Below are 26114 nucleotides of genomic sequence, written 5' to 3'. Positions count from 1 at the left end.
GGCGGCTCCGGCGGTGGCGGTGGCTCCGGTGGTAGTGGCGGCAGTGGCGGCGGCGGCTCCGGTGGTGGCGGTGGCTCCGGTGGTGGCGGCGGCTCCGGCGGCAGCGGCGGCTCCGGCGGTGGCGGTGGCTCCGGCGGTGGCGGTGGCAGCGGAAATAATGGAAATGGCAACGGCGGTGGCGACGGGACCCCGGGCAATTCCGGTAAAAGCGACGACACGCGCTAACGCATCGCAGTTACTGCGCGATCGCATCAAAGAGTGTGACGCTCGCCGAGCGTGACATAGCAGCTACCGAGGCAAACGACGACAAGGGGCGGGTTCCGACGGGGCCCGCCCTTCGTCGTGGAGGACGTGAGAAACGAAGGCGCCCGACCTTCGCGAAAACCTTTCAGCAACTCCTCGATCCGATAATGCCCGCGCAATTCAAGGATCGAATCGGATGGCCAAGGCAAAATCCCCGCGACGGAAACGCAGCACACGCTCGAAAGGCGGCCGGGGCGGCATGATGCCCTGGTATCTGGCCGCTACGATTCTTATCGGCGGCATCATCGGCTATGACCACCGGGAACAACTCCGCGACTGGGTGGACGATCGCGAAACGACTGCGTTCCTTTCGAAACCGGAGAAGGCGCCCGAGAAGAAGCCGAAGACGGCGGGCATCGCCCCGCCTCCGAAGGAGCATACGGGTTCCGTCGCGGCGAGACCTGCCTTGGTCCCACCGGCACCGGTCGGCAGGCCGATGCAGCAGCCGCCGGCGCAACTCGCCTCCGTTGAAACGGGAAGCAACACGTTCTTCTTCTGCGGCATTCGCCACGACAACTGCGTGATCGACGGCGATACATTCCTCTTCAACGGTGAAAGAATTCTCATCGCCGATATCGACGCGCCCGAGACGAAGCTCGCGAAATGCGATGCGGAGCGGTCGCGCGGTTCCTATGCCAAGGCAAGGCTGCGTGAGTTGCTGAACGCCGGCGAATTCACGCTGGTTGCTTCGGCGGGCGGCTTCGCCGACGAGGAAGCGGGGAAGCCGCGTGTGGTCATGAGAGGCGGCAGGTCGTTGGGAGACCTCCTCGTTTCTGAGGGGCTGGTGAGAAAGCGCGCCAGCCGGCCGGCAAGCTGGTGCGGCCAGGCGGCGCGCGCCTCCGGCTGAACCCATCAACCGTACCGCAGGTGATCGGCGAGAACTTCGCCAATCACGCGCCGCGACTTTTCGACTTCGAGCCGATCGGTCCCCGGCATCTCGGCTGCAACGATCATCGCTTTCCACAGGGTCCAGCCGCGGCCGCGCGCCCAGGTTCCCCGGTCGAGAGGGAGTGCCGCACGAAACGCTGCGCGGCTTTCGCCGCTGAACATCGTCCAGGCAATCGAGAGATCGCAGGCCGGATCGCCGACGCCGGACGTGCCGAAGTCGATGACGGCGGCGAGACGGCCGCCTTCGACGAGCAGGTTGCCGGAACTGACATCGCCATGGAACCAGACCGGCTTTGCCGTCCAGCTGGCGACGAGCGCCGCCTCCCAGACGGATCGGGCCGTATCGGTGTCGATTTTGCCCGCAAGCGCCTCGAGCGCCCAGCGCGCTTCATGGTCGTAGACGGTGAGCGCACCGCCGCGGAAGAAATTGTGCTGCCCCGGTGACGGCCCGCCATCGGCGTCGATCCGCTGCAGAGCGGCAAGGAATTCGCCGAGCGTCGCGGCGAAGGCTGGCAAATCGCCGATCGGAGCATGCGTGGCGATCTCGCCATGGCGCCATCGATAGACGGACCAAGACCAGGGATAGCCTTCGTCCGGTCGCCCCATCGCCACCGGTTCCGGGATCGGCAGCGGCAGGTGAGGTGCCAGCCGCGGCAGCCAGCGCTGCTCCTTCTCGACCTGCAGCGCATAGGACGCGGCACTCGGCAGACGAACCGAGAGGTCATCGCCGAGATGAAAGGTCCGGTTGTCCCAGCCGCCATGCCGGACCGGTCGCACCGGCAGGTCCGTCCATTGCGGAAACTGCGCTGCGATCAGCCGCCTGACAAGGGAGCTGTCGATTGCGATGCTTTCGGAGGAACCCAAGGCTTATCCATCTCCACGCATCGTTTCCTTTTGCGTGATCAGCCGCGCGCTGTGCTGACCGCTCAGATAGATCCACAACCAACTCCAGGCCACCGCAAAACGGCTGCGAGTGCCGATCAGGAAATAGATATGAGCGAGGCCCCAGATCCACCAGGCAAGGCCGCCTTTGAGCTTTATCCTGCCGAAGTCGATGATTGCGGCCCGCTTGCCGATCGTGGCAAGACTTCCCTGGTGGCGGTAGCGGAAAGGGCCTGGCGCGGGCTGACCAGTGAGCCGGGCGCGGATCACCCGAGCCACATAGGCGCCCTGCTGCTTGGCGGCGGGCGCAATGCCCGGCACCGGCATACCATTCTCCTGCTTGACCGCGGCGGTGTCGCCAATAACGAACGCATCCCCGTTGCCTGGTGCGCTGAGGCCCTGATCGACCAAAGCCCGGCCCGCGCGGTCCGCCTCGATCCCGAGCCATTGGGCGGCCGGGGACGCCTGAACGCCCGCCGCCCAGACGAGCGTGCAGCTGGGCACGAAACTGTCCCCGATCCTGACGCCCTCCGCCGTGCAGTCAGTCACCGGCGTTCCGGTGCGCACCTCGACGCCGAGCTTCCCGAGTTCCCTCAGCGCATAGGCGGAAAGCTCTTCCGCAAAGGCCGGCAGGATGCGCGGCCCAGCCTCGACGAGGATGACACGGGCCCGGCGCGTATCGATGCGACGGAACTCGTCCGGCAAGGTTCGGTGCGCCATTTCGGCGATGATGCCGGCAAGCTCCACCCCCGTTGGACCGGCGCCGACGATCGTGAAGGTCAACAGCGCATCGCGCCTGGCAGGATCCTCCTCGACTTCCGCCTGCTCGAATGCGAGCAGCACGCGCCGGCGAATGGTCGTCGCATCCTCGAGCGTCTTCAGCCCGGGTGCGACCGCGGCCCATTCGTCATGGCCGAAATAGGCGTGCGTCGCGCCGGTCGCGAGCACCAGCGTGTCGTAGTGGACGGCCCGGCCGCTCGCCAGCCTCACGGCCTTTGCCGCCCTGTCGATGCCCTGCACCTCGCCGAGCAGGGTCGTGACCTCCGGTCGGTCGCGGTAGAGATGACGGATCGGCCAGGCAATCTCGGAGGTCGCAAGAATGGTGGTAGCGACCTGGTAGAGCAGCGGCTGAAAGAGATGGTGGTTGCGCCGATCGATGAGCGTGATGCGAACCGGCGCGCCCTTGAGGTCATGGACGAGTTGCAACCCGCCGAATCCACCGCCCACGACCACCACGTGATGTCTTTCCTGCATCGCTGCTGCCTCGTTCGCTGATAAACCGCACGCATCGACGGCGCTTCAGGTATCGCTCCGTCGCCGATCCTTGCGCCGCGCCATGCCGCGCCGCAGAACCTTACTCGGCGTAACGGACCGGAACCGCGGTGCCGCTTTTCAGGACCTCCATGGAAATCGATGCGGAAACGTCGAAAAGCTCCACCTTGCGCACGATCTGCTTGTAGACCATGTCATATTGCTCGACTCGCGGCAGGACAACCTTGACGATGTAATCGTAATTGCCGGTCAACCGGTGCGCCTCGACAATTTCGGGAATATCGCTGATCGCCCGCCGGAACGTCTCGATCCATTCATCGGAGTGATGCGCAGTCTTGATGAGCGCGAAGACCGTCGTGGGCACGCCCATCTTCTCCCGGTCGAGAACGACGATGCGCCTTGACACATAGCCCGCCTCCTCCAGCCGCTGGATGCGGCGCGAGCAGGCGGACAAGGAAAGGTTTACCCGCGCGGCGAGATCGCCCATCGCAATGCTCGCATCTTCCTGCAGAAGTGTGAGCAGCTTTCGGTCCCTCTCATCCAGCACGCCCTTTACTCCTCACTCTATGCCACAACGACGCCTGAATTTTGCACAAACAGAAGAAATAACGCAAAAACCTATTGATGTCTTTCTTAGATAGCCCTCAAAGCAAACAAATCCAACCCGAGTCGCGTCATAATCTTACCGGTGGAACGAGATAGGAAAGTGGCAACGCGCCCTTCCCGCTTCAGTTCCGGCGATCGGATGCAAAAAGGGAGCGAGTTGATGGAAATGCGCAAGATCGGCCTTATCGGCGGCATGAGCTTCGAAAGTTCGGCGGTCTATTACCGGATGGTCAACGAGGCGGTTCGCGAGCGGCTGGGCGCCTTGCATTCGGCCGAGGTGCTCCTCCATTCCGTCGACTTCCAGAAAATCGTCGACCTGCAGAAGGCCGGCCGCTGGGACGAGGCCGCCCGGCGCCTGTCCGAGGTTGCGCGCGCACTCGAAGCAGGCGGCGCCGATTGCGTGCTGATCTGCACCAACACCATGCACCTGATCGCCGACGCGGTTGCCGCTGCCGTCGAGATCCCGCTGATCAACATCATCGACGAGACCGCAGTTCGTCTCAAGGCCGCCGGCAGCCGCCGGCCGCTGCTGCTCGCGACCCGTTACACGATGGAGCACGGCTTTTATGCCGAGCGCATGAAAACGCACGGCATCGATCTGATCGTCCCCGATGCCGACGGTCGCACGCTGACCCACGGAGTGATCTTCGACGAACTCTGCGCCGGCAAGGTGCTGGACCGCTCGCGCGAGGCGCTGCTGGCACTCATCGAAAAGGCGAAGGCAGCAGGCGCCGATGCGGTCATTCTCGGCTGCACCGAGATCTGCCTGATCCTCGACCCAGCCAATCTGCCCCTGCCGGGTTTCGATTCCACGGCCATCCACGCCGAGGCGGCCGTCGAATTCTCCTTGAGCATGCGGGATGTAAGCCGCGCCGCCTGACGGAGCGCCAACGCGATTGCAGGCAGCGGACAGGCGGACCAGCGCGCCTTCAGTGCCGCAGATACATCCCCATCGCGGCAGCTAGAGCAATGCCGATAGTGATACCGAGCGGAACGCTATCGAGCGCGGCTCCTATGGCCGCGCCAACACCGATGCCGATTGCAATACCAACTGCCATCAGCTCGCCGATAGCACGGGCGTGTGGCGATAATCTGCCTATGGCACTTCATCAAACTCCGCCCGCGCCTTGCGGATTGCCTCGTGATTTTCGAGGGACCAGTCGACGAACAGTCTGAGGACAACCAGAAACGACCGGCCGAGGTCGGTGAGGCTGTATTCCACGCTCGGCGGCTGCGTCGGATAGACGGTGCGGCTCAAATAGCCGTCTCGCTGCAGGTCGCGCAGCGTCTGCGTCAGCATCCGCTGGGAAATGTCGGGGATCAGCCGGCGCAGTTGCGAAAAGCGCAGCGGCCCGTCGGCGAGCGACAGGATCATCAGCGAATTCCATTTGCCGCCGATATTGTCCATCACATCCCGCACCGGGCAGTCGTCGATGTCGAACGGCACGCCGCCGATCAGAGCCACGCGCTTTCCCTTCACCTTGCCGGTCGCCTTGTTCATGGCGGTACCCTTTCCGTAACCTTCGCAGAAAAAACTGCCTCCTTTACAGCTCTTAGCAGATTACGAGATAAGAGCAACTCTCAAAAAGAGACCAGCATTCGACATGGCCGTTCGAGGCGTTGCGAAGCTGGAAAGCGAAGTGAAAGGAAGATCATGTTCCAGAGATTGCTCGTAACCGGCGCTGCAGGTCAGCTCGGCAAACTCGTCCTCGATGCGGTTCTCGCCTCCGGCAAGACGAAGCCCGCCGACATCATCGCCACCAGCCGCGTTACCGCCAAGCTCGCCGATTATGCCGCCAGGGGCGTAGAGACCCGCGTCGCCGATTTCGACGACCCTGCCTCGCTTGAAAAGGCCTTTGCCGGCGCCGACCGGGTTCTTATCATCTCGACCGACACGCTTGACGAGCCGGGCAAGCGGCTGAAGCAGCACCTCGCCGCCGTCGAAGCCGCCAAGAAGGCGGGCGTCAAGCACATCCTCTATACGTCCATGCCCAATCCGGAAACCTCGGTCATTCCCTTCGCCGCCGACCATCTCGGCACCGAAAACGCCATCAAGGCGAGCGGGATTCCTTATACGATCCTGCGCAATGCCTGGTACATGGAAAACCTTTTCCTGGCCCTGCCGCATGCGCTTCAGACCGGGCAATGGTTCTCGTCGGCGGGTGAAGGCCGGATTTCGCACGTGGCGCGCGACGATCTCGCCAAGGCTGCTGCCGCCGCGCTGGAATCGGGTTCGACGGAAAGCCGCACCTATACGCTGACCGGAACAGAGGCGATGACGACCGCGGAGATCGCCGAACTCGTCGCAGCGGCAACCGGCAAGCCGCTCGAGGTCGTTCAGATCTCCGACGAGGCTCTTGCAGGCGGGCTTAAGGGAGCCGGGCTGCCGGACTTCTTCGTGCCGATCCTCGTCTCCTTCGACACCAATACGCGCGAAGGCCATTTCGACTTGGTGACCGATGACGTTGCCACCCTCACCGGCAGAACCCCGGTCGGGCTGCCGGCCTTCCTTGCGGCAAACAAGGCTGCGCTCGTTCAATAGCAATCGCCGCGATGACGACCGGCCCGGCGTCCGCCGCCGGGCCTTTTCCATGAGCGGCCGGCACGATCGCCTGGAAGACGCGATCGTGTGGCAGCACAATCTGATCCAAGGGAGTCCGGGGTGAACTCCTATGCTGCCCGCTGTCCTTCCTTCGCATCAGGAGACGTTGAATTTGGCTTGCGCATCAGCTTGCCCTCTTCGGCCTTGTAGAAGAATTGGCTGGCGACCAGCCAACCCTTCAGCGGTCGCAGGGGCGGAATACAGGTCAGCAGCATGAAGGGCCCGGTGAGCAGCAGATGCACCCAGAGCGGCGCGCTGTATTGCACTTCCAGCCAGACGCCGAGAAACACGCTGGGCACGCAGGCAAAGCAAATCACGAAGAAAGCGGGGCCGTCGGCTGGATCGGCGAAGGAATAGTCGAGGCCGCAGACCTCGCATCCTGGCCGGAGCTTCAAGAATCCTTCGAACAGATGCCCCTGCGCGCAGCGCGGGCAGCGACCACGCAGGCCCGTGTGCAGCGGCGACAGGGGCGGCCACTCCTCGCTTGAAGACATCATTCTTCCTTTCCAAAGATACGCTTCGCGCGCATGTGCAACCGCGAAATGAGATCGACCTCCCACAGTGCCCGGCGCCTGCTAAAGGCCTCGTCTCGGAGCATACATACCATACACTCTTGCTATTGTATGCATTCGCTGCTGCGACAATTCCGCCCGATGGCGCGCAACGCGCGGCGACAAAGAGCCAAAAGCCCCCCCGTCAGACGACGAGATTGAGCGCCGCGGGCGATTGCGCGAGAAGATCGGAAATGACGTCGAGGCTTCCTTGCAAGTCGGCCTTTGTCTCCGGTGCGCCGAGGCCGAGACGCACCGCCTCCGGCGGCTCGGAGAGAGCGAAGGCATCGCTCGCAACGACGCTGGTACCGGCTGCCCGGAGCCGAGCGGCAAACTCGCCGCGGTTCCAATGGGCCGGCAATCTCAGCCACAGGTGAAAGCTCTCGCGGTCGGTGAGGACGTCGGCGCCCGGCAGGCTGGCGGCAACCAGCTTCTGGCGGCGCCCCGCCTCGCCTCGTATGGCGGTCAGCACCGCTTGTGCCGTCCCCTCCCCGATCCAACGGGTAGCGATTGCGGCAGAAAGCGGCGAGGCCATCCCGACCGTTGCCCGGATGGCGCTCTCCAGGCGACCGGCCGCTATCGGATTCGGCACGACCAGATAGGCGATCCGGAGTGCCGGCGAGAGACATTTGGCAAGCCCCGCCACATGATAGACGAGGTCGGGTGCGAGCGCCGCAAACGGCGGCACGGGTGCTGCGGGCAATGCCCCATAGGCGTCGTCCTCTATGATCGCGACCCCGTATCTGCGCGCAATCGCCACGATCGCCTCGCGCCTCTTCAGCGGCAGCGTAGCTGTTGTCGGATTGTGCAGTGTCGGATTGCAATAAAGAACCTTGGGCCGCTGCTCGCGGCATACGGCCTCGAAAGCCTCCGGCACAAGGCCCTCTTCGTCCATTGCAACGCCGAGAACTTCGATGCCGAGATAGGCCGCCACGGAACGAAGACCCGGATAGGTGAGCGCCTCGGCACAGATCCTGTCGCCCTTCGTCGCCAGCGTGCCAAGAACCGCAAGCAACGCGCCCTGAGCCCCTGGGCAAACCAGCAGCCGTTCCGGCGACACCTCGCCGAGCCGCGGCTTCAGCCAAGCCGCCCCCGCCGCCCGGTCTTGCCGGGCACCGCCCACGGGTTGATAGCGCATCAGCACAGCCAAACCCTGCTCGTGCTGCAAGTCGGCGATATCGCGCCACAGGCGCTCCGCAAGCGCAGGATCATCGAAAAGCGGCGGCAGGTTCATGCTCATATCGACGAGTCCGGCCGAGGACGAACGGCCCGCGCCTCTCGGCCGCGCCCGCACATAGGTGCCTTGCCCCACGCGGCCTTCGATCAGGCCGCGGCGCCGTGCCTCGTTATAAGCGCGGCTCACGGTCGTGAAGTCGATGCCGAGGGCGGCCGCGAGCGCCCGCTGCGGCGGCAAGCGTGTTCCGGCCGGCAGCCGCCCCGCCGCGCTGTCGGCAGCGATCTGGTCGGCGATGGCGAGATAGCGCGGCCCGCGCGCCTTGCCAAGCATCGGCACCCACGAAAGCCTTTCGCGATTTCCAGCCATGCAAACCTCCGTCGTAATGTATGGATATTGCATGGAAGCGCTTACTGGGCAAGCACGCGGTTTCCGCCGCCGCGCGCAGGCTCTGGGAGGAGGCAAGCCTCAAAGAAAGCAAAGGCGCCGCCCTCGGCGGAGTTCTGGCCGATCCGGGATGTCGGCTGCCGTGGTGGAACGCTTACACGGTCTCTCCGCAGGCGCGGCGGAAGCGGCGCACGGTCTCCGCCATGCCGTATTCCAGCGCGTCGGCCGTCAGGGCGTGGCCGATCGAGACCTCGGCAAGCGCCGGGATATGCTTGGCGAGCCGCGGCAGGTTGGCGACGGTCAGGTCGTGCCCCGCATTGACGGCGAGGCCGAGATCGATTGCGATTGCGGCCGTGCGGCCGAGCTCATCGGCGATCCGTTCCGCCTTCTCAGGATCGTCGTGGCAGCCGCCATAAGGGCCCGTATAGAGTTCGATGCGGTCCGCCCCGGTCTCCTTGGCGATTTTCAGCGCTTCGGCGTCCGGATCCCCATCGGCAAACAGCGACACGCGGAAGCCCTTCTTCTTGAGGCGCCCGACGACGCTGGCGAGCAGCGTTCGGTTCTCGCGGAAATTCCAGCCGTGGTCGGAGGTCGCCTGCGCCGGATCATCGGGCACCAGCGTCACCTGCTCCGGTTCGTGTCGCTCAACGAGTTGCAGGAACTCCTCGTTGGGATAGCCTTCCATGTTGAACTCGGCGCCCGGAAATTCGTCGTCGATCAGGTTACGGATCGGCTGCAGGTCGGAAAACCGGATGTGCCGCTGATCGGGACGCGGATGCACGGTCAGTCCGCTCGCCCCCGCCTGAAGCGCGATCCGGCCGAGACCGGTCACCGAGGGCCATGGGAGATCGCGCCGGTTGCGCAGCATGGCGATGGCATTGAGATTCACGGAGAGCTTTGCGGGCATATTGAAACTTTCAAAGCGACAGCTGGAAGGCGGGCGTCGGCGACCAAACCGATCGTCGCAGTTCTACCGCAGATTTTGCAAGACCGGAAACGGCCTTTGCACGGCTTCATCGCGAAGTTTTGACACCACTTAATTATGTTGATATCAACGTTATCTGTCGCAACGATCAAGGAGGAGAGCACCATGACGACGCAGGCCCCACTCGTTCCCGCAACGGAACTCGCCGCAAGGAACCGCGCCCGCTTCCCGAACGAGAGTGCGGAGTATCGTCAGGCACGCAACGCCTTGCTCGCCGAGGAAATCGAACTCCGCCGCCATATCGAACGCGTGGCCGCGCAGCGCCGGCAACTGCCGCCGGGCGGCGAAGTCCCACGGACCTACGTTTTCTTAAGTGAGAACGGTCCTGTGACGCTCGACGATCTCTTTGGGGACAAGGACACGCTCGTCATCTACAGCTACATGTTCGGCCCGAAGCGTGAAAAACCCTGCCCCATGTGCACCTCAGTCATGGCCGCCTGGGAGGGGAAGGTGCCGGACATCGAGCAACGCGTCGCTCTGGCGATGGTCGCCCGCTCGCCGATCGAGCGGCTCCTCGAGGCCAAGAAGGCGCGCGGTTGGACCCAGCTGAAGGTCTATTCCGATAGCGACGGGAGCTTCACCCGCGATTATGTCAGTGCCGAGGACGCGGACGTCCCCGGCTACACGGTTTTCACCCGCCGAGACGGTACGATACGGCATTTCTGGAGCGGCGAGATGAACGGCGAAATGGCCGATCCCGGCCAGGACCCGCGCGGCGCACCCGACCCCGATCCGTTGTGGCACCTGCTCGACACGACCCCCGAGGGCCGCGGCGCCGATTGGTATCCGAAGCTCAACTATCGCCGCGACGCATAGTTTAGTTAGGTCACACTCTCTCGATCCGCCAGGATCCGGACATCGGCCGTGCCGCTCGCGCGGCGCGGCTCTCCGGCATGCGGAAAAGCTGCAATTTCTTGCTGCCCAACCTGACAACCACCATTTTTTCGGTCTAACTTCCGAATCAGGGTATTGTCGCCCGCTTTTCATTCGACACGGCTTCTTCCGGAGCAATTGATGACGCCAGCCGAAAGGCCCCGCGACGAGGCGATCCGCTCGGCGCTCGGCCGGATTCTCGACAGCAAGAGCTTTCAGCGCTCCGAGCGGCTGCGTGCCTTCCTCACCTATGTCGTCGAGAAGGAAATCGCTGGCGAAGCCGGGCAACTGAAGGGCTATTCGATCGCCGTCGACGTCTTCGGACGCAGCCAGGCTTTCGATGCCGATAGCGATCCGCTCGTGCGCGTCCACGCGGGAAAGCTGCGCAAATTGCTGAAAGGCTTCTATGACGCCGAGGGGGCTGGCGAGGTATGGCAGATCAGCGTTCCGAAGGGAACCTACGTGCCGGAGTACCGCCGGCTGCGGGGGCCTGCGGCGGAACTCCCCGAGGGGCCGGCCATGGCTGCGCGAGATCGCCCTTCCGAGCGCCGCCCCGCATGGCAGCCCCCTCCCTTCTCCTCCCCCTGGGCTGTGCTGACCGTGCTTCCGCTTCTTTTGTTCACGCCGTTGCCGTCACCGAAGGTGGCTCTTGACTTCGGTGCAGAAGCCAAGCTCGTGAATGGCCCTATGGCCGCCGTCCGGGGTCTTCCCTCGGCAGGTTTCGCCGTCGACGGGGAGCATGGGACCGCAGGGCATTTCGCGACGCTGTTGCGTGCAGCCGCGCTTCGTTACAAGACCCTTGCCGCGGCAGACGTGGCCGGCACCCCGCACCCGGCCGGTTCCTTGAATCCGGCGCTCGCCTTCTCCGTCAAGGTCGCCTGGCACGACAGCCCGGAGCCCGGCCTGCGGGTCACGCTTTCGCACAATGGCGAACGTGTACCGCTCCGCCAGGATTTCATCGGCGCGCAACAACTCGCAAATGAATCGGACCTCCTCTACCAGACCACCTCGCTTGCGGCGCAGCTCTTCGCTCTTGATGGCGAGATCTACGCCCACGCCGCTACGGAAGGGCTGCAGAGTACATTGATGCGATGCATGGTGACGACGGCGCGCTACAAGAAGCTCCTAACGCGCGGGGCCTTTCAGGAGGCCTGGACATGCCAGCAGGAACTTGCCCCGCTCAAGGGCGATGAACCGCTCTTCATCCTCTCCTCCAAGAAATCGAATGAGCTCTTCAGCCACTGAGCAGCTCAATCGGGCGGCAATGCGCCGTCCGTAAACATCGCCAAGATTTCGCCCGCAACATTGGGGGCTGTTCATTTCGATGATTCGCGCTTACCGTGAATTCGTGCATTAGACAGCAAATGCCTGGTTGCTCGATGGGGCGCCGCGCGTTCGAGGAGCGCGCGAAGGAGCTCCAGCCCGTTACTGCGGCTCGCGCCTCGAGAAGGCAGGGCCGGTGAAGGGCAAGCACATTGGTCTGTAGTAAATCGTGCCGTGCGCACGATGTGCCCCGAGAGGCAGCCGGTAGCGGCGATTGCGATGGCGGATCGCATTCGTCACGGCGCGGGAAACGGGGGGCGCGAAAATGCCACAGGATCCATGGAAGAATGCGGAGGCCGGCATAGCGCCCGGCACCGGCGGCTTTCTGCCGAAGCTGCCCATCCCCTATGGAGGCTCGAACGATCGGCTTGCCATTGCCGAAATGGCGGAGGCTTTCGGGGTGACGCATCGCACTTTGCACTTCTACGAAGAGAAGGGACTGCTGAACGCCGCACGCCTTGGTCCGATGCGTGTCTATGGCGAGGGGCATGTTCGCCGCATGGCTGTGATCAACGCATGCCGGGAGATCGACATGCCGATTGCCGCGATCCAGGACCTGATGGCGGCGCTCGACACGGCCCGAAGCCAGACCGAGGCCGACCGGTTCTTCGAGACGGCGCTTCGCTCGCGCCGGCGCGAGCTTGCGGCTCAGCAATCGATCCTGCGCCGCCAGATGCAACGCATCGCCGAGCTCCTCGAAAACGGCTCCGGCGGGTCCGCCGATCCGGCATCCGGGAACGTCCACCTGTCGCCGATCGAGAGCGAATGCCTCGGCCTGATGGCGGAAGGGCACGCTGCCGCCCGCATCGCGCAGCTGATGGAAATGGATATCACTGCCGCCCTCGCGCTTGAGTCCGGCATTATCCGAAAGTTCGATGCACAGAACCGTTTCCAGGCGATCGCGAAGGCCGTTCTCGCCGGCATGATTGCGTCGGAATAGCTCCGTCCGGCACGAATCTGCTCCACCAAGAGCTGCCTCCGAGAGGCGGAAGCGCGCAAAGAGTTGTCATCAACCGTCCATGGCGGTAGTATTCGCGCGCAGTTCCGGACGGCTTCGTCGGCAGACTGCATGTTTCGTCAATGAGCTGCTTCTGATCGAACAGAAGAGCCTCTCGCACTTCGGGAGACATACTCAGAAGCTTATTTGCATCCGACGCCAAGATTGGCGCCTCCGCCGATTCGTATTGCATTTGGACGAATATTTTGGAGGAGAAGATGAGCAAGCCTACTGTAACTCTCATTGTCTTTGGCGCCCTTGCCTTATCCGGGTGCCAGTCCGCTGCGACATCCCAGGGGGGACGCGGCGAGTTCGGCTGTATTGCCGGGACCGTCGGCGGCGCGATCGTAGGCGGCGTGGTCGGCGCGACCATCGGTTCAGGGACCGGCCAGCTTTGGGCCGTCGGCGGTGGTGCCACGCTCGGCAGCGCGGCCGGCAATGCCTTGACCTGCGCCTACTAAAGCGGAATGCGCTCGCGTAAGTTCGCGGCGCCCAGCTCTATATGTTTGTTTTGCCGCATTTGTGCGACGTCAGGCGATTCCGCCTGACCGCAAAATGCTCCAGCGGAAGGTCGCCATGCTGCCAAAACTCGTTCTTTCCACGGCGCTCGCGCTTTGCCAGCTCGTGCCGGCCGCGCAGGCCCAATCTGCGGCGATGAACCAAGGTCAGATGGATCGCCTCGACCGTGACGGAAACGGAGCGGTCGACCGCTCCGAATACCAGGCCTTCATGACGATGGCCTTCGCAAGCCTGGACAAGAACAAGGACGGCAGCCTGCGCTCCGACGAGGTGGCGCAGGCACTCACCGCCCAACAATTTGCCGCCACCGACAAGAACGGCGACGGCAGGCTCAGCCAGACCGAATTCCTGAACAGGGTCATGGCGGATTTCCAGGCCGCCGACCGCAGCGGCGACGGCAACCTGGAATAGCGGCGCGAACGCCGCCTGACGGCTTCCATGGACCGGGGACGTATCGTCGTATGCCTCAATCGCGGTGTCGAGCTGGCGCCAGCGCCATGGTTTGTGCATAGGCCATTGGCGAACGGCTGCCAGGCATGTTTTCGTCGAGAACCAGCGTTTTTACATCATCGGAACGAACGTCGAGAGCAATGACACGTTCGAGCTTGTCAATCTGCCAGACGGCGTAGCCAAGTTCCGGGACATATCCGCAGTCGCATCCGCAATCGCCACCAAGGATTTCTCTCGGCTCCGCAGGCAGATACATGATCTGTGGCTTCGGCAGCTTGTAGCAATGCCCTTCATAGGCGTATCCATAGATCACGCCAATGCTCTTTATGTATTTACTGTCGTCTCCACGAAAATTTCGCGAGGGAATGTTTATCTCTACAGTAAGTTTTAAAACCTCCGCCTGACTCTCATCAACTAAAGCCAAAACTATCTGCTGCTGAAAAAGGTCAATGAGCTTCTTTTGGGCAACACGCCTGATGATGCCGGAAATAAGCTTCTTATCCTCGCTACTTATCTCACGACCTCTCAGTTCCTCTTCGAGAGTGACGTCGATATTTCCGATTTCCTCAGGCGTAAATATCGACAGAGAGACAGCCGGGCGGCCATAAAGACGCACCTCGCTTGGATTGTAAGCGTCATATTGGGGGGCATCGAGGCCTTTTGCCGGGTTACCGACGCCGGGATGATTGCAACAATCGCTCATGTTCCTCTCCTTTTCCTGGCTTCACCTTCGACCGATAATCTCGCGCCATGCGAAATTTGCTTCCAACACCTCTGCGGCCGCGCCAGGGGCAGCGGCAATGACGGCGGTTGCCGCCTGATCCAAACGCATCGTTGTCGGATCGAGCGTCCGCAACGAAGACGCAAGAGCCTGTCCGACCGTGTCACGAGCGGCGGCCAAGCCGAGCTCGAAGATCAACGGCTTCACCCGAAAGGCTTCGGCCGTCGCAGCGCGGAACTCATCGAAATCCCGCTGGCTCAACGTGCGAAGGTCGATGTCGAGAAGCCTGCTGTCTGCGCAATCCCGGGCAACCAGCTCGCGGTGATAAAGCTCGACAATCGTATCGAAAATTGCGCCGACGAAGGGGAGCGCGCGGTCGTGCACTTCCCGGGTCACCTCCGACATGCGCCGAAAATTGGTGGCGAGCCGCACCTGGCTCTCAGGACTCGTTTCCGCAAAGCGGTTGAGCTCATTGTATAAGAGAAGATTACCCCTCGTTCGCCGCAGCAGCCGGTCAATGGCCGAGCCGAAATGCAGGAACGAGATCAGTGAAACAGCGTCGGAAAACGCCTCCGAAAAGGGAAAGAAGTCGGCTTCGCGCGAGACTATTGTCGGCACGCCGGTCTCGGACAGGAGGATCAGATGTCCGACTTCGTGAGCGATCGTATCGAAATTCAACGCATACGGCCGCCGCACTCCGTCGGTATCCGAGCATCCCAATTCCAGGAAGCCATAACCCGCTTGTGCGTTGTCCCAATTCACAAAGGCAACGATCTCGAGACGTGGAAAGGTCTGCTCGAAGAACCATCGAACCGGCCGGCCGAGGTAGCTCTGCCATATGTCGAGAACGAAGTGTACGCAGGCATAGGCGTGCACGGCCAGAAATTCTCGTGAGCTCGGCGATACATTGTCGAAATGACGGTCCGCCCCCGGCTGCGGCGGTGGGCGCCGGAGCCCTTCAAAGGGCGGCAGACGGTCGAAGCCGTATGGTTGCTTTTCGGAGAGCGGATCGATGACATACATCGCCGCGTCACTTGGCCCCACTCCGATTTCGTCCCTCAAAATCGGCAGCCAAACCCGGTCCGGTTGCTCGTATCCCGGAATGAAAGGAGGCTGGGGAAAGATCCAGAATCGCGTACCTAGACGCGCCTCGCCAGACTCGAGGGCCTCGTTCCGAAGCGAATGCATCGCACAATTGCCCCCTCGATCGATGAAATCCGGCAATCAGGGATTCAATTTATAAGTGTTCACTAATTTTGAGTCAATGCCGCCGGCTTCCAGGTCCCGGATGAAGGTGTTCGTCGCGGTCCAGGAATTCTGGTCGCCCGCCATCTGTGCCTCTCGCGCAAGGCGCGGTGCTGTGTGAAGTGCCAGCAGGGCGTCTTCTCTCTTCTGATACACCGCTGTCTGCCGCACCTCTTGAATGCGGCCATCCGTCCAGCCCGCCGCACCCAAAACCGCCGCAAGCGTCCGGTCGCGAAAGTTCATATTTCGCGCCATTGTTGTGAGCTGCGCCCGTTCGGCAGCACTAATGACCCTGCGGCGCATCAGCGTGGAAAAGGTGCGCTGCAGATCGACGAGCGCGTCGGTCAGTTGCAGGAAGCCGAGCTCGGCTGGCCCCGAATGTACCGCCACGGCGTCGTCCGGTACCAGCGCGGAAAGCGAACCGCGAACCTCAATCCGGGACGAAAGAGCCCATCGGCGATACCACCTGTAGATCAGGCCGACGCCGATCATGCCGAAGTCGCCGAGTTCCGCTGCTCTGAGCGCCCCCATGCTGGCGCCTCCGACCATGATAATTCCCTGTGCCATCGCCCAAAGGATTTCCTTGTGTCTGACGGCGGGCCGGTCCTCGAACTGGCCGTCGATCAGGACCATGGCACGGGGCCGGAAGGCGTGCGCGGCCAGCAGAATGTCACCCTGGGCGGCGGGCTGCAGATAGATCGCGTCGAGCACCGCACGGGCGTCCTCGACCCGCAGGGTCGGACCGAGAAACACCAGGATCGGACCGTCGTCTCTCGCATCTGCCATCTGCTCACCGTACAACAGAAAAAGGCTGGGCGCGGGCGAGGACCGTCCTCACGCACCGCACACCCGTTTCGAGATCATGCCCCACCGGCACGGCGATGGCTGGACCCAGGCCGGCCGCGAGGACGCTGCTCAACAGGGAGCCAGCATCAGGAATCGCCGACCCAAGCGCCCCCGGCATCGGGCTTGCGACACCGTCCGCGATCAGCTTGCGGGCTCTCGCTACGACGTCCTCGGTGCTTCGCTTGTAATGTGCCCTCGTCTGATCATCGCGAGCACCGGAGATCGCCCCTGCCCTCGCCGCCAGCGCTTCGAGCATGGCGCTCATGGCGGCTGCTTCGACGCTCGGACCTGCGGCATAGCCTTCCGTCGGCAGGGCGAGCATCGGCTCTCCAGGACCCGTCTCGATCGTCTGGCACCAGATTACCGGAACCCCCGTCGGCGAAGGGGCCTGCCACAGGGCGACGGCTATGCCGCAGGATTCTGCAACGGAACAGACCTGATCGACCCCAGGCCCGAGGCCCGTCGTCCGAATGCGCATCCGGTCGAAAAACCCGTGCGTGGCGAAGGCTCGGGCCATGGCGTCGCGCTCGATGCACTCGAACAAGCCGTGCAGATAAGCGCTGTGGGCGTCGACATGGCAGGCCAGACCCGTTGTTGTGCGGACAAACCAGCCATCATGGACCGGTGGCGGTTCCGTGTAACAGGTGTGGACCAGTTCTACGGGAACCGGCAGCGCATGTCCCGTGGCGACATCGACGCCCATGATCCAAGCTATGGTCCTGCTCCGCCAATCTTCCGAACCGGCCACGACAAGAGTATCGAACAGGCCATTGGCGATTTCGAGTTCCTCGGCCGTCGCCAAAAAGATACGGTCGGCGGGAATGGCTTCGGCATAATAGCGCTCCAGCGATTCCATGATTGCTCCCATTGAGGCTTCAATCGTCGTGAAGCCCCGCCCCAGAGAGGTGACTTCCGATAAAGCCGCCGGACGAACGGCTTGCACCACGGGGAGCCCCAGCCGGTCCAGTCCCGTCAGGTCGCCGATCCGTGTTATTCGAGCTCGCCGGCAGAGTGGCATAAGTGTCTGGAACCGGCGTTTGGTCTCCTCAGGCGTAGGGTGAACGGAAAGGATGGCGCGCCTGTTTGCAACTATGGACGCATGAAAATCGGCAAGATTCCCATTCAGGCTGGTCCGATCAGCGCCCTGCGACAAGACCCAGCTCCTGCACCGATCGACGGGCGCGCCTGACTAGCGTTGTCGCCCCCTGGCTTTCGGCAATTTCGACGGCCGATCGAAGGTCTGCCGCCAGCGCATCCTGAGGCGCTCCAGCTTGTGCGCTGAGAACCGCACGACAGCGGTGAAGCTCCGCCAGCCAATAGGCGTGGCCTGTTTCCTCGGCCTTTTGGATCGCCTCGTTCACAATGTCGATCGCGTCCCCGATCCTGCCCGCGCGCCCCACCAAAGTGGCACGCATATAGAGATAGATCGGCAGGTCGGCGACCGCGCCCAACTTCCTGAGAAGCGACAGGCCCTCTCGGAAAACACTGTGGCCGCCCGCGAGACTTCCCCGATGAGCCTCGGCCCAGCCCCTAAAGAGCTGCGACAGGCCCGAGAGGGATTGCATGTCGTGCTTCCTGGCAAAATCCGCCATCCGCGCCGAAACCTCGATGAGGCGGTCGAAATCGTCCCGATAAAACGCCGAGACGGCTTCCGTATCGAGCGAATGCGCCTTGCTCGGCGCATGCGCTATGCGGTCGACAAAGGCGATCATCCTGGACAGCGCCGCATCCGATGCCTTGGTTTGCCCGGTCAGCCAAAGGGAAAGCGCCATCTGCCCAAGCCCGCAGACCTTCGCGTCGTGCCCACCGAATTCCGTTCGGCTCTTCCTCGCGGTTCGCTCGTCATAGAGGGCCAGGCCGGCTTTGATCGCATCCTGGGTTTCCCGGTGCCGGCCGAGATTGAAATCGATGGCCCAGATGCAGTGGTTCACCTGCAGTTGGATCTCGGGATCGTCGGCCTTCGCCAGCATCGACTGCACTTCCAGGGCACGGTCATGCATGGTGCGGAAGTCCGACCCGGTGAACCACCAGCCCCAGTAGATCGGGAACCACTTGGATTGCTCCTCCATGGGCTGCCGGCGAGCGATTTCCACGCCATCTTCGTAGAGCTTTCGCGCTGGAGGCGAGTTCAGCCCCACCAGCCCCGTCAGGATCGGCCCGAGCGCCGTCAGCGCCGCTAGCTGCAGGGTCTCGACCGCGCTCCCCTCACCCAATTGGCTGCAGAGCGCCAGCGCATGTTCCAGATACTGCCGCGCCTCGATCATTGCCGAGCGGCTCGAGCTCTCCTTCCCGGCGGCGATCAACAGTTCGACCGCATTCTCGATGAGCCCTGCCCGCTCCGCATGCTCGGCCAGTGCGCCGGTGTCGATCCAGGCGGCCACGCCACGGCTCTGGTTGACGGCACCGAAGAGCCGCCGGTGCAGCACCTGGCGCTGCTTGCGCAGCAGCGCGTTATAGATCGTCTCCTGAATCAGCACGTGGCGAAAGCCGTAGGCGATCCGTCCGGGCGCCCGGACGCGTGTCAGGAAGCCGGTCTCGCACAGCATGTCGGCCGCACTTGCGATTGCCTTCTTGCTGAATTCTGGCAGAAGCACGCGCAGCAGCGGCAGCGTCACCTGGGTGCCGGCGGCGGCCGCCGCCCGCGCCACTTCCCGGGCCGGCCCCAGATGCTGCAGCCGCGCGTCAAGGATGGATTCGAACGCCGATAGGTGGACCGGCTTCAGGTTCTCCGACAGGCTCGCCTCATCGGCTTCGGCACTTTGGGATGCCCATTGGCAGATTTCCTCGATGAACAGCGGCACGCCGCCGGATATCCGTTCCGCCACTTCGAAGAGCTCCGGCAGCCTCGCCAGCCGATGCTCCGGCCACTTCGCCCGGATCGCCAGCCGCGTCTCGTCACTGTCGAGCGGCCGCAACGACAGCCGCAGCGGGTTTGCCGCTTCCAGCCACTCGGCGGGCGCACCGCGGCGCGACGTCAAGATGAGAAAGATCGGGAATTGACCGATGAGCCGGGCCGCTTCGCCGAGCAGATCGCGCGAGGTCGGGTCTATCCAATGGATATCCTCTACGGCGACGACCACCGGCCCGCTTCGCGACACTGCTTCGAGCGTCCGCAAAAGCGCCCGGTGCGCCTTTTCACGGATTGCCTTGGGGTTGTCAGTCGCCAGAAGCTGGTTTCGTCCCTCTGCTCCGAGCAGATAGGCGAAGACATCGATCGCCTCCTTGTCCTCGATGCCGTTCCGCCCGAACAATGCCGCCACATCGGACGCCGTGACGCCCATCTGGCCGTTTCTCGTCGTCGACCCGGGAAAGCTGTGCAGGAGGGGATGCAGCGTCGAGCGCAATCCCCCCGGTAGGCACTGAAAGAAGAACAGCTTCGAGCGCCGATCCCGCGTTCTCCTGCGGATCTCCCGCAAGAGGCGGGACTTGCCGATGCCGGCGTCCCCCTCGATGAGCAGGCTTGCGCCCCGGCCGTCACGAACGCCGTCCCAGGTGCGAACGATCGTATTCAGCTCGCTCTCGCGGTTGATGAACGGACCGCGCAGCCGCCCGTAGGCATGGAAGCGATCGACCTCCATCTTGTGCCCAAGAGCCCGCCACACTTTCTCGGGTGTCGAAAAGCCCTTGAGCGGCTTGCTGCCCTGAAAAACGAAGGCGTGCGATCGCCCGGCCAGGTTGCGCGTCTCCTCCGAGACCAGGACGCTGTTCGGCTCGGCGATGACTTGCAGGCGAGCGGCCATGGCGAGTGCCGCGCCGGTGACGGGCTCCTGCAGCCAGCTCTCGCGCTCCATGTCGCGGATCAGGGCCGCGGACGTAGCGATCCCGACGCGGACGCGAAGATCATCCCGCCCCCACTCTCGGCCGACGCGCTTGCAGGCATCGACGATATCGAGCCCTGCCCGGATGGCGAGCGAAGCCGCATCCTTGGCATCGAGATCGATCGGAAACAGCGCCACGCCGCCATCGCCCGCCTCATGCTGCATCACTCCGGAATGCGCGGCGATCGACTGCCTGCTCGACCGCTGGAAGGCGGACATCAGGTCCTGATAATCCTCGATGTCCATCACATGCAAGAGATCGGTCGACCCGACGAGGTCGTAGCAGAGCGCGGTAACGATATGGCGCTCGCTGCCATGCGCCGACGAACCGCCGGCACGCGCCGTGCGATTGACTGCTTTTCGTGGTGTATTGGTCCGGTTCTCGCGCAGCATGCACCACCACCCCGCGTTCGGCAGCGCGCTCCCCGAAGACTATACGCGCATGTTCAAGATAAATAATCTGGTTCTTGTATTTCCTGAAATATCCGGCTTGAGGAGGCGTGCTGCAAAGTCCAGCCTCTTCCTCTCCCTTCTGCGAAGCCAAAGCTGCTCGCCGGACCTCTGTATGTCAATCGGCGAAGAGTTGAGGCGATCCAAATTTCTCTAGTCTTGCCTGTATATATCCGTGCCCGGGCCGATCGTGACCGGATGATCGGCGCGGCCATTTCGTCAGCTCTTCTGCAGGGCGAGATGGGCACCCAAGCCAATGAGGGTCGCGCCGCCGGCACGCTGAACGAGCCGCTGTATGCGGCTCGAACGCCTGAGCCCCGACAGAAGCGCGCTGGCAAGCAGGACACAAAGTATATCCGCCGACGAAAACATAAGGTTGACGATCGAACCCAGCACGACGAATTGCGCCCACAGGGGAAGCGTCGCCGATGGGTCGATGAACTGCGGCAGGAAGGCGACGAAGAAAATCGCGGTTTTGGGGTTCAGAACCTTGACTGTGATGCTTTCGAAAAGGGCGCGCCGACCCGATTTCGCCTGCATTTCCGGCAGTGCCACCTCGCCTTCGGCCCTCGCGCGGAAGAGCGAAACACCCATCCAGATCAGATAGGCGGCACCGGCCAGCTTTACCGTCAGATAGAGCGTGGGCACGGCATGAAAAAGCGCCGAGAGCCCCGCAGCCGCTGCAGCGACATGCACATAGCCGCCGATGTGAATACCGAGCGTCGCCATCACGCCGGACCGGCGGCCGCGCGCCATCGTCTGGGCTGCCGCGTAGAGCATAGCCGGGCCCGGCACATAGGCGAACAGCGCGGTGGTGATGAGAAAGGTGATCAGCAAACCGGTCGACGGCATTGTTGGCTCCTCTCAGAGAACGGATTCACAGACCATCACCGGACGATCGTCAGCCGCTCCGCCGCACGGGTGAGTGCAGTATAAAGCCAGCGCTCACGCGTGTCGCGGAAGGCCCAGCTCTCGTCGAAGAGCACGACATTGTCCCATTGCGAGCCCTGCGCCTTGTGCACGGTCAGCGCATAGCCATAGTCGAACTCGTCATAGCGCTTGCGGGTGGACCAGGGAATCTCGCCCTCGACCTCCTCGAAGGCTCCCTTCAACAGCTTGATCTTCGCCGCGCCGCGATCCATGTCGTCGTCTTCGGGACGGATCATCAGATTGATCCCCGGCTTCACCGTCTCCTTCGACGAGCTCATCACCTGCCAGAGTGAGCCGTTGAGCAGGCCCTTGGCCGGGTCGTTCCTGAGGCAGACGAGCTTGTCGCCCGATTGCGGATACTCGCTCGTAAAGCCCTTCAGCTCGCGCAGACGCTGGTTGTAGCGCCGCCGCGTCCGGTTGGTGCCGACAAGAACCTGGTCGGCCTCAAGCACCAGCGGCTGGGTCACCTCGCTCTTGGAGATGATCTGCGCGGTGCCGTAATCTCCGTGCATGAGCTCCTTGCCCTCACGCACATGCATGGCGAGCTGGATGATCGGGTTGTCGCGCGCCTGGCGGTGGATATCGGTCAGCAGATAGTCCGGCTCGTGATTGGTGAAATAGCCGCCGCCCGACACCGGCGGCAACTGACCCGGATCGCCGAGCACGAGGATTGGCGTGCCGAAGCTCATCAGGTCCTTGCCGAGCGCCTCGTCGACCATGGAGCATTCGTCGATGATGATCAGCGCCGCCTTGGCGACCGGGCTCTGGCGGTTGATGGCGAACATCGGCGCGATCGAGGTCTTGCCGGTTTCCTCGTCCGCGACCTCCTCCTCACCGCGCGGCCGGTAAATCAGCGAATGGATGGTCTTGGCACTACTGGCGCCCTTGGAGCGCAGCACCTGCGCGGCCTTGCCGGTGAAGGCCGCAAAGAGCACCTCGCCATCGACATGCTCTGCAAAATGCCGCGCGAGCGTCGTCTTGCCGGTGCCGGCATAACCGAACAGCCGGAAAAGCGGCGAGCGGCCTTCCTTCAGCCAACGCGAAACGGCCTTCAGGGCCTCATCCTGTTGCGGAGCGAACTGCATGACCTGCAGTGTCAGGATTCGGTGGCTTGGCGCAAGCCCGGATTTCTACCTGCCAACGGATGCCGTCGAGCCGCGCCAGCACGAAATCTTCTGCGGCGGGCGAGCCGTCAATCAGTTTCATGCGCTGCAAGCGGCAGCCCACTCTGCATCAGATCGCACGTGGCAGTTTCTTGCCCTGCACTTGAAACGGCTTGCGCGATGCTGCTAACAACACGGCGACTGCATACTGTGTGCACGAGCAGCTGTCCTCGCCGGAGAATGCCGTTGAAGCCGGAACAGCCCGCAACGCCGATGACGCCCGAAAGCACCGGTCTCGGTCGCTTGCCGCGCACTTGGCAATGGTGCCTGCTGGCCATGCTTTCCCTGATGTTTGCTGCTCTTTTTGAAATAGCGGGCATCCCGGCCGGGCTTCTCATGGGACCCATGATTGCCGGCGCGCTTGTCGGAATGAACGGCGGCACGATCCGCCTGCCCCGCCAGTTCTTTTTCTGCGTCCAGTTCGTCCTGGCGATGATGATCGCCGGCTCGATGCGACCCGATCTGTTCGCCACCTTCTCCAGCAACTGGCCGCTCTTCCTCGCCGTTATCCTGTCGGTAATCGGCGTCAGCACGCTGTGCGGCTGGACGATCACGCGGATGCGCATTCTGCCGGGAACGACGGCGATTTGGGGCTCCTCGGCCGGTGCGGCGTCGACCATGCTGCTGATGGCCGACGCCTATGGAGCGGATGCCCGCCTCGTTGCCTTCATGCAATATTTGCGGGTAGTCTGCGTCGCCGGTGCCGCAACGATGGTCGCGCATCTCTGGGTCACAGGCACGGAGGCCGAGATGGCAACCCGCTGGTTTGCACCGGTCGCCGGTTTGCCCTTCCTCGCGACGCTCGCCGTCGGCGTCGTCGGCGGTTTCCTCGGCAAGCTGCTGCGCGTGCCGGCCGGCGCTTTCCTCGTCCCGTTCGCGATCGGCTCGGCTCTCAATGTCTCCGGCATGCTGACGATCGAATTGCCGCAGTGGCTGCTGGCGCTCTCCTTCGCGCTGCTCGGCTGGAATATCGGGCTGGGCTTCACCCGCAGCATCATCGCGCATGCGCGCCGTGCCTTCGTGCCAACGGTCATCTCCATCCTCGTGCTGATGGCCTTTTCCGGATCGCTCGCACTGCTCCTCACCAAGGCGGTCGGCATCGACCCGTTGACAGCCTATCTCGCCACCAGTCCCGGCGGCCTCGATTCCATTGCCGTCATCGCCGCCTCGAGCGATGTCGATCTGCCCTTCGTCATGGCGCTGCAGACGGCCCGGCTGCTGATCATCACGCTGATCGGCCCGGCTCTTGCCCGCTTCGTCGCCGACCGGGCCTGACGCGGCCACTGTCCCCGCGGAAGCACCTTTTCTGGCAATTGCAACCAAAACGAGCGCGAGGGAATAAATCCGTCGTTCGCCATGTCTCATCCATGAACCCGCTTGGAACGGTTCTAGGAAGGAGCCCCGCAATGAGAACGATCCCCTTGACCATCACCATTTGCCTCGTCACCAGCGCTTCCGCTTTCGCGGCACCGCCGGTCAAAACGGTGGAGAGCGAAAAAGGTCCGGTGCTTGCCGCGGCAAACGGCATGACGCTTTACACCTACAAGGATGATCAGAAGGGCGTCTCCACCTGCTATGATCAATGCGCAAAGAACTGGCCGCCCTTCATGGTGGAAGGCGACGCGATGGCAGAAGGCGCCTATTCGATCGTCGAACGCAAGGACGGCAGCAAGCAATGGGCAAAGGACGGCATGCCGCTCTACTTCTGGGTAAAGGACAAGAAAATGGGCGATATCACCGGTGACGGTGTGAAGGGCGAATGGGATGTCGCACGGCCGTGACGATTCGGAAGCAGGTGCGGATGCTTCCGCACCCGACGCTTTCGAGGAAGACGTCCTCACCCTGATGCCGGCGCTCAGGCGCTATTCACGCAGCCTCGCGCGATCCGATACGGACGGCGAGGACCTTCTGCAGGACTGCGTCGAAAAGGTGCTGGCGCGCCGTCAGCAATGGCGCGGCGTGAACCTGCGCGCCTGGGCCTTCACGATCATGACGAACCTCTACCGCAACCGTCACCGCCATCGCGCCCTGCATCCCGAGGTCGAATATGAGGAGGCTCTCGGCCTCGTGGCGGAAGACCAGAATGCCGACCCTTTGCAAAGCCGCCGGCTCGAACGCGCGCTGGAGCGGCTGTCGGTCGACAACCGCTCCGTGCTGATGCTCGTGGTGATCGAAGGATACCGATATCAGGATGTGGCGGAGATGATGGCTATCCCGATCGGCACGGTGATGTCGCGCCTATCGCGCGCCCGCCGCCAGCTCGCCGAAGCGATGAAGGACGACAACGTGATCGCCCTGCGGAGGCCCAAATGACGGACGAATTCAACACCGTCTCCGAAGACGAACTGCATGCCTATGTCGATGGCCAGATCAGCGAGCCGGAGCGGAGGCGTATCGAGGCCTGGCTCGAAAGGCACCCGGATCGTGCTCAGGAAGTCCGCGAATGGCAAGCCCAGGCGGCGGCGCTCCAGCACCATTTTGCATCCTATGCCCGTGATAGTGAGGGCGATCGGGCGCTGGTCTCGGCCCGTCGAGGCCGGGGGCAGGGCGTCGCGTCGGCTCCTGCGCCCGTCCTTCTGCGGATCGCCGCCGGTCTCCTGATCTTCGCCGCCGGTGCCCTGACCGGGTTCTACGCCCCTGCGATCGTCTCCGGAGACCGATTGCCCGAGACGGCTGAGAACCCCGACAGCCTTCCGCGCCAGGCGCAATCCGCTTTTCTCGTCTATGCGAGCGAGGTGCGCCATCCGGTCGAGGTCGGCTCCGACCAGGAGGCGCATCTTGCGACCTGGCTCGGCAAGCGGCTCGATTACGGGTTGAAGATTCCGGATCTGACGGCTTTCGGATTTTCGCTCGTCGGCGGCCGGCTGATCCCCGTCAACGGCACGGCGGGCGCCCTGCTGATGTATGAGGACGGCTCCCGCCAGCGGCTGACCGTGCTTCTCGGCCGCAACAGCGACAATCGCGAGACGAGCTTCCGCATCGCGAGCCAGGGCGACCTCGAAACCTTCTACTGGATCGACGGCGAGATCGGCTACGCGGTTACCGGCGAGGTGCCGCGCAGCCTCCTGCAGCGGGTCGCCGACGCGTGTTACCGCCAGTTCGAGGGGTCCGAAGGCTCATAGCACGCGG

At 63.3% G+C, this 26114-nt stretch carries 28 protein-coding genes; 13 read left to right on the top strand and 15 right to left on the bottom strand.

What is annotated here, in order from left to right; translation table 11 throughout:
- Both ATC00_RS33265 and ATC00_RS08495 read left to right on the top strand, forming a co-directional pair.
- A partial coding sequence (locus ATC00_RS33265) for a hypothetical protein (RefSeq protein ID WP_206744266.1) occupies positions 1 to 280 on the top strand: 280 nt, incomplete at its 5' end.
- Between the two features lie 159 nt (positions 281 to 439).
- The gene (locus ATC00_RS08495; protein WP_037386733.1) at positions 440 to 1150 is read left to right on the top strand and encodes a thermonuclease family protein; all 711 of its coding nucleotides are present in this window, start codon (positions 440 to 442) and stop codon (positions 1148 to 1150) included.
- Positions 1151 to 1155: 5 nt separating this feature from the next.
- Here ATC00_RS08495 and ATC00_RS08490 read toward each other — a convergent pair whose 3' ends face one another.
- The 3 genes from ATC00_RS08490 to ATC00_RS08480 form a co-directional block, all read right to left on the bottom strand.
- Positions 1156 to 2055, bottom strand: coding sequence for an aminoglycoside phosphotransferase family protein (locus ATC00_RS08490; protein ID WP_037386735.1), 900 nt, complete (start codon positions 2053 to 2055; stop codon positions 1156 to 1158).
- Between the two features lie 3 nt (positions 2056 to 2058).
- Positions 2059 to 3327, bottom strand: a complete 1269-nt coding sequence (locus ATC00_RS08485; protein WP_037386737.1) for an NAD(P)/FAD-dependent oxidoreductase — start codon at positions 3325 to 3327, stop codon at positions 2059 to 2061.
- A gap of 100 nt (positions 3328 to 3427) precedes the next feature.
- The gene (locus tag ATC00_RS08480) at positions 3428 to 3892 is read right to left on the bottom strand and encodes an Lrp/AsnC family transcriptional regulator (protein ID WP_064252510.1); all 465 of its coding nucleotides are present in this window, start codon (positions 3890 to 3892) and stop codon (positions 3428 to 3430) included.
- Between the two features lie 219 nt (positions 3893 to 4111).
- On the opposite strand from ATC00_RS08480, the gene ATC00_RS08475 reads away from it, so the two are divergent.
- A complete protein-coding gene (locus ATC00_RS08475) occupies positions 4112 to 4831 on the top strand; it encodes an aspartate/glutamate racemase family protein (RefSeq protein WP_064252509.1) in 720 nt (239 codons plus the stop codon).
- A 49-nt stretch (positions 4832 to 4880) separates the two neighbouring features.
- On the opposite strand, the gene ATC00_RS33820 is transcribed toward ATC00_RS08475, so the two are convergent.
- Both ATC00_RS33820 and ATC00_RS08470 read right to left on the bottom strand, forming a co-directional pair.
- Positions 4881 to 5009, bottom strand: a complete 129-nt coding sequence (locus ATC00_RS33820; protein WP_268801629.1) for a hypothetical protein — start codon at positions 5007 to 5009, stop codon at positions 4881 to 4883.
- Positions 5010 to 5047: 38 nt separating this feature from the next.
- Complete coding sequence (locus ATC00_RS08470; RefSeq protein ID WP_064252508.1) at positions 5048 to 5452, bottom strand: winged helix-turn-helix transcriptional regulator; 405 nt, start codon at positions 5450 to 5452, stop codon at positions 5048 to 5050.
- Between the two features lie 153 nt (positions 5453 to 5605).
- Between ATC00_RS08470 and ATC00_RS08465 the strand changes: the two genes are divergently transcribed.
- Positions 5606 to 6493, top strand: coding sequence for an SDR family oxidoreductase (locus tag ATC00_RS08465; protein WP_064252507.1), 888 nt, complete (start codon positions 5606 to 5608; stop codon positions 6491 to 6493).
- A gap of 128 nt (positions 6494 to 6621) precedes the next feature.
- Here ATC00_RS08465 and ATC00_RS08460 read toward each other — a convergent pair whose 3' ends face one another.
- The 3 genes from ATC00_RS08460 to ATC00_RS08450 all read right to left on the bottom strand — a co-directional run bounded on the left by ATC00_RS08460 (position 6622) and on the right by ATC00_RS08450 (position 9572).
- On the bottom strand, positions 6622 to 7047 hold the full coding sequence (locus tag ATC00_RS08460; RefSeq protein WP_064252525.1) for a DUF983 domain-containing protein: 426 nt from the start codon (positions 7045 to 7047) through the stop codon (positions 6622 to 6624).
- Positions 7048 to 7249: 202 nt separating this feature from the next.
- The gene (locus tag ATC00_RS08455) at positions 7250 to 8647 is read right to left on the bottom strand and encodes an aminotransferase-like domain-containing protein (RefSeq protein WP_064252506.1); all 1398 of its coding nucleotides are present in this window, start codon (positions 8645 to 8647) and stop codon (positions 7250 to 7252) included.
- A gap of 172 nt (positions 8648 to 8819) precedes the next feature.
- Entirely contained in the window at positions 8820 to 9572 is a 753-nt protein-coding gene (locus ATC00_RS08450) for a pyridoxine 5'-phosphate synthase (RefSeq protein WP_064252505.1), read from the bottom strand.
- A gap of 183 nt (positions 9573 to 9755) precedes the next feature.
- Between ATC00_RS08450 and ATC00_RS08445 the strand changes: the two genes are divergently transcribed.
- The 5 genes from ATC00_RS08445 (at position 9756) to ATC00_RS08425 (ending at position 13773) form a co-directional block, all read left to right on the top strand.
- Entirely contained in the window at positions 9756 to 10466 is a 711-nt protein-coding gene (locus ATC00_RS08445; protein WP_064252504.1) for a DUF899 family protein, read from the top strand.
- Between the two features lie 198 nt (positions 10467 to 10664).
- Positions 10665 to 11768, top strand: a complete 1104-nt coding sequence (locus tag ATC00_RS08440; RefSeq protein WP_064252503.1) for a hypothetical protein — start codon at positions 10665 to 10667, stop codon at positions 11766 to 11768.
- 343 nt (positions 11769 to 12111) lie between these two features.
- Positions 12112 to 12786 (top strand): MerR family transcriptional regulator, encoded by a 675-nt coding sequence (locus ATC00_RS08435; protein ID WP_064252502.1) that lies wholly within the window; start codon positions 12112 to 12114, stop codon positions 12784 to 12786.
- 275 nt (positions 12787 to 13061) lie between these two features.
- Positions 13062 to 13304: a glycine zipper 2TM domain-containing protein gene (locus tag ATC00_RS08430; RefSeq protein ID WP_037386768.1), complete on the top strand. Its 243-nt coding sequence runs from the start codon at positions 13062 to 13064 to the stop codon at positions 13302 to 13304.
- A 115-nt stretch (positions 13305 to 13419) separates the two neighbouring features.
- Complete coding sequence (locus tag ATC00_RS08425) at positions 13420 to 13773, top strand: EF-hand domain-containing protein (RefSeq protein ID WP_064252524.1); 354 nt, start codon at positions 13420 to 13422, stop codon at positions 13771 to 13773.
- A 55-nt stretch (positions 13774 to 13828) separates the two neighbouring features.
- On the opposite strand, the gene ATC00_RS08420 is transcribed toward ATC00_RS08425, so the two are convergent.
- From ATC00_RS08420 to ATC00_RS08390, 7 genes are all read right to left on the bottom strand, one after another.
- Entirely contained in the window at positions 13829 to 14515 is a 687-nt protein-coding gene (locus ATC00_RS08420) for a hypothetical protein (protein WP_037386771.1), read from the bottom strand.
- Positions 14516 to 14536: 21 nt separating this feature from the next.
- Positions 14537 to 15721 (bottom strand): gluzincin family metallopeptidase, encoded by a 1185-nt coding sequence (locus ATC00_RS08415; protein ID WP_064252523.1) that lies wholly within the window; start codon positions 15719 to 15721, stop codon positions 14537 to 14539.
- Positions 15722 to 15757: 36 nt separating this feature from the next.
- On the bottom strand, positions 15758 to 16564 hold the full coding sequence (locus tag ATC00_RS08410) for a TfuA-like protein (protein WP_037386774.1): 807 nt from the start codon (positions 16562 to 16564) through the stop codon (positions 15758 to 15760).
- Between the two features lie 4 nt (positions 16565 to 16568).
- A complete protein-coding gene (locus ATC00_RS08405) occupies positions 16569 to 17777 on the bottom strand; it encodes a YcaO-like family protein (protein ID WP_037386776.1) in 1209 nt (402 codons plus the stop codon).
- Positions 17761 to 20835: an ATP-binding protein gene (locus ATC00_RS08400; RefSeq protein ID WP_064252501.1), complete on the bottom strand. Its 3075-nt coding sequence runs from the start codon at positions 20833 to 20835 to the stop codon at positions 17761 to 17763. Before ATC00_RS08400 ends, ATC00_RS08405 begins: the two co-directional genes overlap by 17 nt.
- 276 nt (positions 20836 to 21111) lie before the next feature.
- Positions 21112 to 21744 carry a LysE family translocator gene (locus ATC00_RS08395; protein WP_064252500.1) on the bottom strand — a complete coding sequence of 211 codons (633 nt, stop codon included), beginning with the start codon at positions 21742 to 21744 and terminating at the stop codon, positions 21112 to 21114.
- 35 nt (positions 21745 to 21779) lie between these two features.
- On the bottom strand, positions 21780 to 22907 hold the full coding sequence (locus tag ATC00_RS08390) for an ATP-dependent DNA helicase (protein WP_064252499.1): 1128 nt from the start codon (positions 22905 to 22907) through the stop codon (positions 21780 to 21782).
- A gap of 264 nt (positions 22908 to 23171) precedes the next feature.
- On the opposite strand from ATC00_RS08390, the gene ATC00_RS08385 reads away from it, so the two are divergent.
- The 4 genes from ATC00_RS08385 to ATC00_RS08370 all read left to right on the top strand — a co-directional run bounded on the left by ATC00_RS08385 (position 23172) and on the right by ATC00_RS08370 (position 26107).
- Entirely contained in the window at positions 23172 to 24260 is a 1089-nt protein-coding gene (locus ATC00_RS08385) for an AbrB family transcriptional regulator (RefSeq protein WP_064252522.1), read from the top strand.
- A gap of 131 nt (positions 24261 to 24391) precedes the next feature.
- Entirely contained in the window at positions 24392 to 24766 is a 375-nt protein-coding gene (locus ATC00_RS08380) for a COG4315 family predicted lipoprotein (RefSeq protein ID WP_037415719.1), read from the top strand.
- Positions 24750 to 25298 (top strand): RNA polymerase sigma factor, encoded by a 549-nt coding sequence (locus ATC00_RS08375; RefSeq protein WP_037386789.1) that lies wholly within the window; start codon positions 24750 to 24752, stop codon positions 25296 to 25298. Before ATC00_RS08380 ends, ATC00_RS08375 begins: the two co-directional genes overlap by 17 nt.
- Positions 25295 to 26107: an anti-sigma factor family protein gene (locus tag ATC00_RS08370; RefSeq protein WP_064252498.1), complete on the top strand. Its 813-nt coding sequence runs from the start codon at positions 25295 to 25297 to the stop codon at positions 26105 to 26107. The genes ATC00_RS08375 and ATC00_RS08370 overlap by 4 nt, the downstream gene beginning before the upstream one ends.
- Positions 26108 to 26114: the final 7 nt, after the last annotated feature.

The sequence above is a fragment of the Sinorhizobium americanum genome, from assembly GCF_001651855.1.
In the GTDB taxonomy this organism is placed as follows: Bacteria; Pseudomonadota; Alphaproteobacteria; order Rhizobiales; family Rhizobiaceae; genus Sinorhizobium; species Sinorhizobium americanum.
This window is presented reverse-complemented; position numbering and strand designations above follow the sequence as displayed.

Bases quoted from the DNA above. Each gene is read 5' to 3' on its own strand.
- ATC00_RS08495 (WP_037386733.1), top strand. From the start codon at position 440: ATGGCCAAGGCAAAATCCCCGCGACGGAAACGCAGCACACGCTCGAAA.
- ATC00_RS08485 (WP_037386737.1), bottom strand. From the start codon at position 3,327: ATGCAGGAAAGACATCACGTGGTGGTCGTGGGCGGTGGATTCGGCGGG.
- ATC00_RS08475 (WP_064252509.1), top strand. From the start codon at position 4,112: ATGGAAATGCGCAAGATCGGCCTTATCGGCGGCATGAGCTTCGAAAGT.
- ATC00_RS33820 (WP_268801629.1), bottom strand. From the start codon at position 5,009: ATGGCAGTTGGTATTGCAATCGGCATCGGTGTTGGCGCGGCCATAGGA.
- ATC00_RS08470 (WP_064252508.1), bottom strand. From the start codon at position 5,452: ATGAACAAGGCGACCGGCAAGGTGAAGGGAAAGCGCGTGGCTCTGATC.
- ATC00_RS08465 (WP_064252507.1), top strand. From the start codon at position 5,606: ATGTTCCAGAGATTGCTCGTAACCGGCGCTGCAGGTCAGCTCGGCAAA.
- ATC00_RS08460 (WP_064252525.1), bottom strand. From the start codon at position 7,047: ATGTCTTCAAGCGAGGAGTGGCCGCCCCTGTCGCCGCTGCACACGGGC.
- ATC00_RS08455 (WP_064252506.1), bottom strand. From the start codon at position 8,647: ATGGCTGGAAATCGCGAAAGGCTTTCGTGGGTGCCGATGCTTGGCAAG.
- ATC00_RS08450 (WP_064252505.1), bottom strand. From the start codon at position 9,572: ATGCCCGCAAAGCTCTCCGTGAATCTCAATGCCATCGCCATGCTGCGC.
- ATC00_RS08445 (WP_064252504.1), top strand. From the start codon at position 9,756: ATGACGACGCAGGCCCCACTCGTTCCCGCAACGGAACTCGCCGCAAGG.
- ATC00_RS08440 (WP_064252503.1), top strand. From the start codon at position 10,665: ATGACGCCAGCCGAAAGGCCCCGCGACGAGGCGATCCGCTCGGCGCTC.
- ATC00_RS08435 (WP_064252502.1), top strand. From the start codon at position 12,112: ATGCCACAGGATCCATGGAAGAATGCGGAGGCCGGCATAGCGCCCGGC.
- ATC00_RS08430 (WP_037386768.1), top strand. From the start codon at position 13,062: ATGAGCAAGCCTACTGTAACTCTCATTGTCTTTGGCGCCCTTGCCTTA.
- ATC00_RS08425 (WP_064252524.1), top strand. From the start codon at position 13,420: ATGCTGCCAAAACTCGTTCTTTCCACGGCGCTCGCGCTTTGCCAGCTC.
- ATC00_RS08420 (WP_037386771.1), bottom strand. From the start codon at position 14,515: ATGAGCGATTGTTGCAATCATCCCGGCGTCGGTAACCCGGCAAAAGGC.
- ATC00_RS08415 (WP_064252523.1), bottom strand. From the start codon at position 15,721: ATGCATTCGCTTCGGAACGAGGCCCTCGAGTCTGGCGAGGCGCGTCTA.
- ATC00_RS08410 (WP_037386774.1), bottom strand. From the start codon at position 16,564: ATGGCAGATGCGAGAGACGACGGTCCGATCCTGGTGTTTCTCGGTCCG.
- ATC00_RS08400 (WP_064252501.1), bottom strand. From the start codon at position 20,835: ATGCTGCGCGAGAACCGGACCAATACACCACGAAAAGCAGTCAATCGC.
- ATC00_RS08395 (WP_064252500.1), bottom strand. From the start codon at position 21,744: ATGCCGTCGACCGGTTTGCTGATCACCTTTCTCATCACCACCGCGCTG.
- ATC00_RS08390 (WP_064252499.1), bottom strand. From the start codon at position 22,907: ATGCAGTTCGCTCCGCAACAGGATGAGGCCCTGAAGGCCGTTTCGCGT.
- ATC00_RS08380 (WP_037415719.1), top strand. From the start codon at position 24,392: ATGAGAACGATCCCCTTGACCATCACCATTTGCCTCGTCACCAGCGCT.
- ATC00_RS08375 (WP_037386789.1), top strand. From the start codon at position 24,750: ATGTCGCACGGCCGTGACGATTCGGAAGCAGGTGCGGATGCTTCCGCA.
- ATC00_RS08370 (WP_064252498.1), top strand. From the start codon at position 25,295: ATGACGGACGAATTCAACACCGTCTCCGAAGACGAACTGCATGCCTAT.